The organism is Bradyrhizobium sp. (assembly GCF_036009065.1).
Taxonomy (GTDB): Bacteria; Pseudomonadota; Alphaproteobacteria; order Rhizobiales; family Xanthobacteraceae; genus Bradyrhizobium.
Window position 1 is genome coordinate 1 of sequence record NZ_DASYMN010000231.1, and the last position, 10,923, is coordinate 10,923.

General features: G+C 63.2%; 8 protein-coding genes and 1 pseudogene. 3 read left to right on the forward strand and 6 right to left on the reverse strand.

Going from position 1 to position 10,923, the window contains the following annotated elements:
* The 3 genes from VGP39_RS14015 to holA all read left to right on the forward strand — a co-directional run.
* Positions 1-2,149 (forward strand): leucine--tRNA ligase (locus tag VGP39_RS14015; protein ID WP_327568703.1); only part of this gene is annotated, 2,149 nt, incomplete at its 5' end.
* Positions 2,136-2,681 (forward strand): hypothetical protein, encoded by a 546-nt coding sequence (locus tag VGP39_RS14020; RefSeq protein WP_327568704.1) that lies wholly within the window; start codon positions 2,136-2,138, stop codon positions 2,679-2,681. The genes VGP39_RS14015 and VGP39_RS14020, both read left to right, overlap by 14 nt.
* 157 nt (positions 2,682-2,838) lie before the next feature.
* On the forward strand, positions 2,839-3,867 hold the full coding sequence (holA, locus tag VGP39_RS14025) for a DNA polymerase III subunit delta (protein WP_327568705.1): 1,029 nt from the start codon (positions 2,839-2,841) through the stop codon (positions 3,865-3,867).
* 242 nt (positions 3,868-4,109) lie between these two features.
* On the opposite strand, the gene VGP39_RS14030 is transcribed toward holA, so the two are convergent.
* From VGP39_RS14030 to VGP39_RS14055, 6 genes and pseudogenes are all read right to left on the reverse strand, one after another.
* The gene (locus VGP39_RS14030; RefSeq protein WP_327568706.1) at positions 4,110-4,988 is read right to left on the reverse strand and encodes a ParB/RepB/Spo0J family partition protein; all 879 of its coding nucleotides are present in this window, start codon (positions 4,986-4,988) and stop codon (positions 4,110-4,112) included.
* A gap of 238 nt (positions 4,989-5,226) precedes the next feature.
* Positions 5,227-6,078, reverse strand: a complete 852-nt coding sequence (locus VGP39_RS14035; protein ID WP_327568707.1) for a ParA family protein — start codon at positions 6,076-6,078, stop codon at positions 5,227-5,229.
* Positions 6,065-6,754 carry a 16S rRNA (guanine(527)-N(7))-methyltransferase RsmG gene (rsmG, locus tag VGP39_RS14040; RefSeq protein ID WP_327568710.1) on the reverse strand — a complete coding sequence of 230 codons (690 nt, stop codon included), beginning with the start codon at positions 6,752-6,754 and terminating at the stop codon, positions 6,065-6,067. Before rsmG ends, VGP39_RS14035 begins: the two co-directional genes overlap by 14 nt.
* Positions 6,755-6,907: 153 nt before the next feature.
* Positions 6,908-8,782, reverse strand: a complete 1,875-nt coding sequence (gene mnmG, locus VGP39_RS14045) for a tRNA uridine-5-carboxymethylaminomethyl(34) synthesis enzyme MnmG (protein ID WP_327568708.1) — start codon at positions 8,780-8,782, stop codon at positions 6,908-6,910.
* A 252-nt stretch (positions 8,783-9,034) separates the two neighbouring features.
* Positions 9,035-10,369: a tRNA uridine-5-carboxymethylaminomethyl(34) synthesis GTPase MnmE gene (mnmE, locus tag VGP39_RS14050; protein ID WP_327568709.1), complete on the reverse strand. Its 1,335-nt coding sequence runs from the start codon at positions 10,367-10,369 to the stop codon at positions 9,035-9,037.
* Between the two features lie 317 nt (positions 10,370-10,686).
* Positions 10,687-10,923 (reverse strand): annotated as a pseudogene (locus tag VGP39_RS14055) (transcription termination factor Rho); the annotation flags it as partial.

The following is a 10,923-nucleotide window of genomic DNA, read 5'->3' on the forward strand; positions in this document are numbered from 1 at the left end:
GGTGTTCAAGATCACCAAATATGCGCAGGAGCTGCTCGACGCGCTGGATACGCTCGACCGCTGGCCCGACAAGGTGCGGCTGATGCAGCGCAACTGGATCGGGCGCAGCGAAGGCATGCTGGTGCGCTTCGCGCTCGATCCCAGCACCGCGCCATCGGGCGAAACCGAGCTGAAGATTTTCACGACGCGGCACGACACGCTGTTCGGCGCAAAGTTCATGGCGATCGCGCCGGATCATCCGCTGGCGCTAGCCGCCGCCGCGAAGAATCCAAAACTCGCCGAGTTCATCGCGGAAGCAAAACGCCACGGCACCGCGCAGGAGATCATCGACACGCAGGAGAAGCTCGGCTTCGACACCGGCATCAAGGCGATCCATCCGTTCGACGAGAGCTGGAAGCTGCCGGTGTATGTCGCCAATTTCGTGCTGATGGAGTACGGCACCGGCGCCATCTTCGGCTGCCCGGCGCACGACCAGCGCGACCTCGATTTCGTCACCAAATACGCGCTCGGCAACACGCCGGTGGTGTGTCCGCCGGACACCGATCCGAAAACCTTCGTCATCACCGATGTGGCCTATGACGGCGACGGCCGCATGATCAATTCGCGCTTCCTCGATGGCATGACCATCGAAGAGGCAAAGGAAGAGGTGGCGAAGCGATTGGAGAGCGTTTTCTTACCTCCCCCTGAAAGGGGGAGGTCGGCGAGCGAAGCGAGCCGGGTGGGGGTCAGCGCCGATAACGGACCCCCACCTCGACCCTCCCCCTTGCAGGGGGAGGCAGAAGAACCCGTCGGTGAACGGAAAGTGAATTTCCGGCTGCGCGACTGGGGCATTTCGCGGCAGCGCTATTGGGGCTGCCCGATCCCGGTGATCCATTGCCCTAAATGCGGCGTGGTGCCGGTGCCGGACAAGGACTTGCCGGTGGTGCTGCCGGAGGATGTGAGCTTCGACAGACCGGGCAACGCGCTGGACCATCACCCGACCTGGAAGCACGTCGCCTGCCCGCAATGCGGCGGGCAAGCCGTGCGCGACACCGACACCATGGACACGTTCGTTGACTCGGCGTGGTACTTTGCGCGCTTCACCGATCCATGGAACGAGCGCGCGCCGACCACGCCGGCAGTTGCCAACCGCCTGATGCCGGTCGATCAATATATCGGCGGCGTCGAGCACGCGATCCTGCATCTGTTGTATTCGCGCTTCTTCACCCGCGCCATGAAGGCCACCGGCCACATCGATATGGACGAGCCCTTCGCCGGCATGTTCACGCAAGGCATGGTGGTGCACGAGACCTACCGGAAGGCCGACGGCAGCTACGCGACACCGGCCGAGGTGAAAGTCGAAGCCGGCGGCAACGGCCGCCACGCCAGCCTGCTCGACACCGGCGAGGAAGTCACCATCGGCGCCATCGAAAAAATGTCGAAGTCGAAGCGCAACACCGTCGACCCCGACGACATCATCGACACCTACGGCGCCGACGTGGCGCGCTGGTTCATGCTGTCTGACTCCCCGCCCGATCGCGACGTGATCTGGAGCGACGAGCGGGTGCAGGGCGCCTCGCGCTTCGTGCAGCGGCTGTGGCGGGTGATCGGCGAATCCGCCGAGATCGCCAGGACCGCTCCCTCCGAGCGGCCGGCCGCGTTCGGCCCCGAGGCGCTGGCGTTGCGCAAGGCGGCCCATGGCGCGCTCGACAAGGTGTCCTCCGGCATCGAAAAGCTGCATTTCAACGTCTGCCTCGCCCATATCCGCGAATTCACCAATGCGCTGGCCGACACGCTGGCGCACCCGGAAAAACCCTCCCCGGACCTGGTCTGGGCGATCCGGGAGGCCTCGGTCATTCTTGTTCAATTGTTCGCGCCCATGATGCCGCATCTGGCGGAGGAGTGCTGGGGTGTGCTGGGGCAGGAGGGGCTGGTTTCGGAGGCGAATTGGCCCAAAATCGAACGAGATTTGCTGGTTGAAGACCAGGTGACGCTGGTGGTGCAGGTCAACGGCAAGAAGCGCGGCGATGTCACAGTGGCCCGGAATGCGCCGGAAGAGCAGATAAAGGCTGCCGTTTTGGCGCTTGATGCGGTAAAAGCGGCGCTGGGCGGCAAAGCCGTCCGCAAGGTGATCGTGGTGCCCAAGAGGATCGTGAATGTCGTTGGCTAAGATCGCTGCCCGGCTGCTGGTCGTCGCTGCTTTAAGCGCGCTGACGGCCGGCTGCTTCCAGCCGATGTATGCCGCCCATACCGACGGCACGCCGGCGTTGCGGGAAAAGCTGATGGGCGTCGACCTGCCGCCGGTCGACAAGCCTAACGGTTCGCGCGACGCCCGGCTCGGCGTCGAGATCCGCAACGCGCTGGCGTTCAAGCTGTACGGCGCCGCCACCGGCATGCCGCCGACCCACAAGCTGGTGATCCGCTTCAGCACCACCCGCTCTTCGCTGATCCTGGATCCGGCGACCGCGCTGCCCTCGATCGAAAATTACGGCATCGACACGCAGTACAATCTGATCGAGATCGTCTCCAACAGATCGGTGATGACCGGCACCACCTTCTCGCGCGTCTCCTACGACATCCCCGGCCAGCTGCAGCGCTTCGCCCGCCAGCGCGCCTTCCGCGACGCCGAGGACCGCGCCTGCCAGGAAATCGCCGAGAATATCCAGACCCGGCTGGCGTCGTTTTTCACCGCGGGCAGCTGACAGCGCTGTAAAGTTCGTCATGCCCGGCCTTGTGCCGGGCATCCACGTCTTGACGGCGTCTCAGCAAGCAAGACGTGGATGGCCGGGACAAGCCCGGCCATGACGAAAACAATCGACCCTTTTACACACGCTACGTTATCCAGGTTGGATCATCAGTATGGTCGCGTTGCGCGGACGGGACATCGACGCATTCCTCAACAAGCCGGATCCGGGCCGGCCCATCATCCTGCTGTACGGTCCCGACGCCGGCCTGGTACGCGAACGTGCCGATGCGCTGATGGCCTCCGCAGTCGACGATCCCACCGATCCGTTCTCGCTGGTGCGGCTGGACGGCGATGAGCTTTCCGCCGAGCCATCGCGGCTGGTCGAGGAGGCCATGACCATCCCGATGTTCGGCGGGCGCCGCGCCATCCGCGTGCGCGCCGGCTCGCGGAGTTTTGCCTCCGGCGTCGATACGCTGGCGGATTTAGCCGTAAAAGATTGCCGTATCGTGATCGAAGCCGGCGAGCTGCGCCCGGAATCGCCGCTGCGCAAGGCCTGCGAGCGCGCCAAGACGGCCGTTGCGATCGGCTGCTATCCCGACGGCGAGCGCGATCTGGCAAAACTGATCGACGACGAAATGCGGGGATCGAAATTAAGCATCGCGCCCGACGCGCGCGCGGCGCTGATGTCTTTGCTCGGCGGCGACCGCCAGGCCTCGCGCAACGAATTGAAGAAGCTCGCGCTCTATGCCCACGGCGCGCGCGAAGTGACGCTCGACGACGTGATGGCCGTGACCGCCGATGCCTCCGAACTAAAACTCGATCCGATCGTCGACGGCGCTTTCGCCGGTCAATCCGCCGTGGTCGAAACCGAATTTGCCAAAGCGATGATCGCCGGCACCTATCCCGGCATGATCATCTCCGCCGCGCAGCGCCAGGCGGCGTTGCTGCACAAGGCTAGTCTCGCCGTAGCAGAGGGCGCGCCGGCGTCAGCCGTGGTCGAGAGCGGATTTCCGCGGCTGCATTTTTCGCGCAAGGCAAATGTCGAGACCGCGCTGCGCAATTTCAGCACGAGGCGGCTGCTCGCGATCATCGAGCAGCTGGCGGTGGCCGCGCTCGACATGCGCAAGCAATCACCGCTGGCAGCGGTAATCGCGCAACGCACGCTGCTCTCGATCGCAGTGAATGCGCGGAGACGGGGATAGCGTGTCCCGGACGCGGTGCGGCATTCTTCATGCCGCTCCGCAGAGCCGGGACCGTATCAAACGCAGAACCCGTCATGGCCGGGCTCGACCCGGCCATCCATCTTCTTCGGAAGACTCTTGCGAAGATGGATGGATGCGCGGGTCAAGCCCGCGCATGACGAAATATGAGCTTCGTAACGGCCCCGGCTCTGCAGCGCACCGCTTCGCGAAGAGCTACGCGCTGCGCTGCGTCCGGGGCACGCTTAAACCTTCGCATCCAGCCTTCTTAAAATCTCGTCGAGCTGTTCGAGGTCGCGGTACTTGATGTGCATGGTCCCGCTCGGGCCCTTGTGATCGACCTTGACGCTGAGGCCGAGAATGTCGCCGACGCGCTTTTCCAGCGCCAGCGTGTCGGGATCCTTGACCAGCGCGCCGCGCGAGTTGCGGTGCTTGGGCGTGGAGCCGCCGATCTCATGCACCAGCGTCTCGACCTGGCGCACGTTGAGTCCTTCCGCGATGATACGCTTTGCCACAGCATTCGGGTCAGGCACGGCAAGCAGCGCACGCGCGTGGCCGGCCGATAATTGCCCCGATACGATATGGGCCTGCACTTCCTCCGGCAACTTGGTCAGCCGCATCATGTTGGCGACATGGCTGCGGCTTTTTCCTACGATCTTCGCGATGTCGTCCTGCGTGCGTTTGAATTCGCCTGCCAGCGCGTGATAGCCCTGCGCCTCCTCCATCGCGTTGAGGTCCTCGCGCTGCACGTTTTCGATGATCGCAAGCTCGAGCGCGTCTGAATCGCTGACGTCGAGCGGCACGATCGGCACTTCATGCAGGCCGGCGATTTGCGACGCGCGCCAGCGCCGTTCGCCGGCGATGATCTCGTAGCGGTCGGGTGTGCCTTTTACGGGACGCACCGCGATCGGCTGGATCACGCCGTGCTGCCTGATCGAGTCGGCGAGCTCCTGCAGCTCACTCTCCGAAAACGCGCGGCGTGGATTACGCGGATTGGGTTTTAGAAATTCGATCGGCACCTTGCGCTGCGCGCGCGGCCGTTCCAGATGCGCGGCCTCGCCGCCGACATCCCCGATCAGACTTGCAAGACCGCGCCCCAACCGCGAACGCGCTTCGTCGGCCATCGCCAGCTCCCTTGGATTCAACGCACGCTCCTGTTTCACTTCGCAACGTCGTAGGGTGGGCAAAGGCGGCCTTGCGCCGTGCCCACCATCTTCTGTCGTACCGCACGATGGTGGGCACGCTTCGCTTTGCCCACCCTACGGGTCTTGTCGTCATTGCGAGGAGCACTTGCGACGAAGCAATCCAGTCTGTGCCCAGTTCGCTGGATTGCTTCGTCGCTGCGCTCCTCGCAATGACGACCTAATGCGCCCTGAGCTCGCGCTCGCGCTGGATCACTTCGGTAGCGAGCTTGAGATACGCTTCGCTTCCCGAGCATTTCAAATCGTACACCAGCACGGGCTTGCCATAGGACGGCGCCTCGGAGATGCGGACGTTGCGCGGGATCATGGTGTTGTAGACTTTCGCGCCCATGAACTGCCTGACATCGGCGACCACCTGGTTCGACAAATTGTTGCGCGAGTCGAACATGGTCAGCACGATGCCGTGGATCGACAGGTTCGGATTGAGCGTGGTGCGCACCTGCTCCACCGTCTGCAGCAATTGCGACAGGCCTTCGAGCGCGAAGAACTCGCATTGCAAGGGAACGAGTATCGCGTCCGACGCCGCCATCGCGTTGACGGTGAGAAGGTTCAGCGACGGAGGGCAATCGATCAGCACATAGGTATAGTCCGCGGGCTCAGTGACGTTGTGATTGAGCGCGGCGATGGCATCGCGCAGCCGGAACGCGCGATCCTTGGCCGATCCCAATTCAAGCTCGAGCCCCGACAGATCCATGGTGGAAGCCGCGATATGCAGCCGCGGCACCGCGGTCGGCACCACCGCATCACGCAGCTGCGCTTCGCCGATCAGCACATCGTAAGTCGAGACGTTGCGGCTGCGGCGGTCGATGCCGAGGCCGGTGGAGGCGTTGCCCTGCGGATCGAGATCGACGATCAACACCCGTTCGCCGATCGCCGCGAGCGCAGTGCCGAGGTTGATCGCCGTGGTGGTCTTGCCGACGCCGCCCTTCTGGTTGGCGAGCGAGATGATGCGCGGATGGCCGGGCGCGGCAGGGGCATTATCCTCTTGATATATCTGATCAATTACGGTCATTGCGGGCACTTTGCGCTTTCGCGGACTGCTCGCGCCGCTCGATGCGGTCGAGTTCGATGATCCAGCCCTGTCCGGTCAGGCTGGCGTGGAGGCTAGGCGTTAGTTTCCAATATTTAGTAGCTTCGGTCAATTCAGCCTCTACATCTTGACCCTTAAGAAACAGCGCCTTGGCGCCCTTCCCCACCAGGGGCTCAGCGTAGCCGACAAGCTGGTGTAGCGGAGCCACCGCGCGGGCAGTGACGCAATCGGCGGGGCCGGACAAGCTTTCCACACTATCCCCGATGTCAGCGAGATGAACTGTACCTGCAGCGCCGGTGATTCGCAGCGCCTCGCGCAGAAACGCCGCCTTCTTGGCGTTGCGCTCGACCAGATGCACCATCGCCCCTGGCGTGCCCGCCATCGAACAGGCCAACACCACGCCTGGAAAACCGCCGCCGCTGCCGAGATCGACCCAGATTTTCGCATCGGGAGCGAGGGTCAAAAGCTGCAGTGAATCAGAGATATGCCGGGTCCAGAGATTTGGAAGCGTGGAGGAGGCGACGAGGTTGGTTTTGGCCTGCCATTGCAGCAGCAGATCGACGTAGCGGTCGAGGCGAGCCTCCGTTTCACGCAAAACGGGGGTTAGCGCGAGCGCGGCCGCTTTATCTGACGGCGTGATTTGAGAGGGTTTTGCCATTTTCATCATACCGTCGCTTGGAAGGCGCCAGCGCATCCCACCGTCATCGCGAGGAGTTCTTGCGATGAAGCAATCCATCGCGCAGCAAGCAAGGCTGGATCGCGTCGTTGCAAGAGCTCCTCGCAATGACGTATTTGTTTCACGTGAAACAACTCACGCCGCCCCAACCGCAGCCTTCCGCCGCGCTTCTCTCCGCAGATACGCCGCCAGAATCCCCAGCGCCGCCGGCGTCACGCCGTCGATCCGGGCCGCCTGCCCGACCGTGCGCGGCCGCGCGGCTTCGAGTTTTCTGCGGGCTTCGTTGGAAAGCCCCGGCACATCGGTATAATCGACATCGCTCAGCATCAATCCCTCGTCACGGCGGAAGGCGTCGACATCGGCGGTCTGGCGCTTCAGATAAACGTCGTATTTGGCATCGATCTCGATATGCACGGCGATCGACGGATCAACGGCTCTCAGCTCCGGCCAGATCGCCCTCACCTCGCCCCAGCCAATCTCCGGATAGGCCAATAGCTCGAACGCCGAACGCCGGACGCCGTCGCGATTGAGCGAAAGCCCATGCCGCGTGGCCTCGTTAGGCGTAATCGCCAGAGATTTTGCCAGCGTCTTCGCACCATTCAGCGCCGCCATCTTGGCGCCGTGACGCACCGAGCGCGCCCGGCTGATGCAGCCGAGCGCAATCCCCTTGTCGGTGAGCCGCTGGTCGGCATTGTCGGCCCGCAGCGTCAGCCGGTATTCGGCCCGCGAAGTGAACATCCGATAGGGCTCGGTGATCCCTCGCGTGACCAAGTCGTCGATCATCACGCCGAGATAGCCGTCGGCGCGGTCGAACACGATTCCTCCGGCGCCGCTGGCGGCCAAGGCTGCGTTCAGACCCGCGACAAATCCCTGCGCGGCAGCCTCTTCATAGCCTGTAGTGCCGTTGATCTGCCCGGCCAGGAACAAGTTTGGGAGCCGCTTGGCCTGCAAGGTCGGGTCGAGTTCGCGGGGATCGACATGGTCGTATTCAATCGCATAGCCCGGCCGCACCATCCGCACCCGTTCGAGCCCCGGTATCGTCGCCAGGATCGCCTGCTGCACCTCTTCCGGCAGCGAGGTCGAGATCCCGTTGGGATATACCGTCGTATCGTCGAGCCCCTCCGGCTCCAGAAAGATCTGATGCCCGTCGCGGTCGCCGAAGCGGACGATCTTGTCCTCGATCGATGGACAATAGCGCGGGCCAGAGCTCTTGATCTGGCCGGAATACATCGGCGAGCGGTGTACATTGGCCCGGATCACGTCGTGCGTGGCCGGCGTGGTGCGGGTGATGCCGCACTGGATCTGCGGCGTGGTGATGCGATCGGTCATCACCGAAAACGGCTCCGGCGGATCGTCGCCCGGCTGCATTTCGACCGCGGCCCAGTCGATAGTCGTGCCATCAAGCCGCGGCGGCGTGCCGGTCTTGAGGCGGCCCAAGGTAAAGCCGGCGCGCTCAAAGGATTTTGACAGCCCCAGCGCCGGCGCCTCATCGACACGCCCGGCCGGCCAGTTCTTCTCGCCGAGATGGATCAACCCGCGAAGGAACGTGCCCGTGGTGATGACCACAGCGCCAGCCGCGAATTCGCGGCCCTCGGCCAAGCGGATTCCGGTGACCCGGCTGTTCGTAAGTAGCAGGTCGTCAGCCTCGCCTTCGATCACGCTGAGATTGGCGGTTTCGATGAGCGCGGCCTGCATCGCCGCCGCATAAAGCTTGCGGTCAGCCTGGGCGCGCGGTCCGCGCACCGCCGGCCCCTTGCGCCGGTTGAGCATTCGAAACTGGATCCCGGCCGCATCCGCCACCTGGCCCATCAGCCCGTCCAGCGCATCGACTTCGCGGACCAGATGACCCTTCCCCAAGCCGCCGATCGCCGGATTGCAGGACATCGCGCCAATCGTCGTAAAACGGTGCGTGAGCAACGCGGTTTGCGCGCCCATTCGCGCAGCCGCCGTTGCAGCCTCGCAGCCAGCGTGGCCTCCTCCGATCACGATGACATCGAACGAATTTTCCATGACCGCGACTTCTAACGCGGGATTCTTGTCATTGCGAGAAGCTTTTGCGGGACGCAATCCCGCTGCATTTAGCACGTTGGATTGCGTCGTTCCGCTCGCCATGGCGCCCCATGTGTTTCACGTGAAACAGATTCTCTCGTCGGGAGCTCTGGCGACGAAGCAATCCAGCCTGTGATCGCCCAAGAACTGAATTCCTCGCTTCGCGAGCCTGTTTCATACGAAACAGGCCGTTAAATATTGAACAAAGAACTATTATTTGCCTATACAGAATTCGCGGAAGATCTTGTTGAGAATATCCTCCACATCCACCCTTCCCAGCAGCCGCCCGAGCGAATCGGCCGCCGCGCGCAAATCCTCCGCGACAAGTTCTTCGCCCTTCCCGTCCATGCTGCGCTGCAGCGAAGCTGCCGTTTCGCGCAGCAAGGTGCGTTGACGCTCCCGGCTGATCAGCCCGCCCTCGCCTGACCCGAAGTAATCTTCGGCATGGCGGACCAAGGCCACCATCAACTCCTGGAGCCCATCGCCGCGCGACGCCGAAATCTCAAAATATCGGTTGCCCCGAGTTCGCCCCATGCCTGCCACATGCGGCTTAAGTGCGCTTAAGTCGCTCTTGTTGCGCACCATCCACACCGGCGCCGCGCCCTCGACGGCAGCATCGTGCGAGTCATCCTCGACCAGCCACAGCACCAGGTCCGCTTCCGCCGCGCGAGCTCGCGCGCGCCGCACGCCCTCCCGCTCGACCGGATCTTCGGTCGCGCGGATGCCGGCGGTGTCGATCACCGTCACCGGATAGCCGTCGAGATCGAGCTGCACCTCGATGATATCGCGCGTGGTGCCGGCATGCGGCGAGACGATCGCGACCTCGCGCCGCGCCAGTTGATTCATCAGCGTCGACTTGCCCACATTCGGCGGTCCTGCGATCGCAACCACCAAACCATCGCGAAGTCGTTCACTTCGTCCCTGCGCCGCAAGCACTTCTGCGATTTCCCCGTGCAAGGCTTTGATCTTCGCCAGCGCCGGCGCAACCAACTCCGCGGCCACATCACCTTCGTCGGAGAAATCAATGCCGGCCTCGATCAATGCCGAGGCTTCGATGATCCGTGCCCGCCAGCTTCGCGCTCTGTCGCCGAGCAATCCTTTCAACTGGCGCAGCGCCTGGCGCCGTTGCCGGTCGGTGTCGGCATGAATCAGGTCGTCGAGACCTTCGGCTTCCGTCAGATCAAGCTTGCCGTTCTCGAACGCGCGCCGCGAAAACTCGCCCGGCTCGGCCGCGCGTGTGTTTTCAAACGACGACAATGCCGCGAACAGTGCGCCCAGTACCGCACGACCGCCGTGGACATGAAATTCGGTGACGTCCTCTCCGGTGGCGCTCGCCGGCCCCGGAAACCACAACACCACGGCATCGTCGATAGGCTCTTGATTCGCATTGCGTATCAGCGCGCGCGTCGCCATCCGCGGCAGGGGAGTCTTGCCAGCAAGGACGTTCAGAATCGTCCCGGCATGCGCTCCCGACACCCGCACAACGGAAATTGCGTTCGGAGGCCGGCCCGAGGACAGGGCGAAAATGGTGTGGTCGCGCGGATGCATCGCTTATCTGGCCCCTGAGTCCTTGAAGACGCAATGAAATTTGCGATGGTTGGGACCGACGCCGGGGCCAGCGGACGGGGACCATTTGCTGCAGGCGATGCTGCGCAATTTCGCCGCATTCATGCTGCGAAACGCAGCTTTGCAGTCTAATCGCCGTCGCTTTCCTTAAATAAGTGAGGTAACTCAATGCCTTGAACGCTGTGCCGGGTGCGCTCCGATTGTGGCATGCTACACTTTTATGCTGCAGCAAGAGCGCAGCATAACCCCGGACGCAAGCGGGCACGAAAAAGCCCACTCTCGTAGACGCTTGCCCCGGCTCAGGTGTTCATCGACTCGAAGAACTCCGAGTTGTTCTTGGTGTTGCGCAGCTTGTCGAGCAGGAAGTCGATCGCATCCATGGTGCCCATCGGATTGAGGATCCGGCGCAGCACATACATTTTCTTCAAGAGCTGCGGATCGGTGATCAGTTCTTCCTTGCGCGTGCCGGAGCGCGAAATGTCGATCGCCGGGAAGGTGCGCTTGTCGGACACCTTGCGGTCGAGAATCAATTCCGA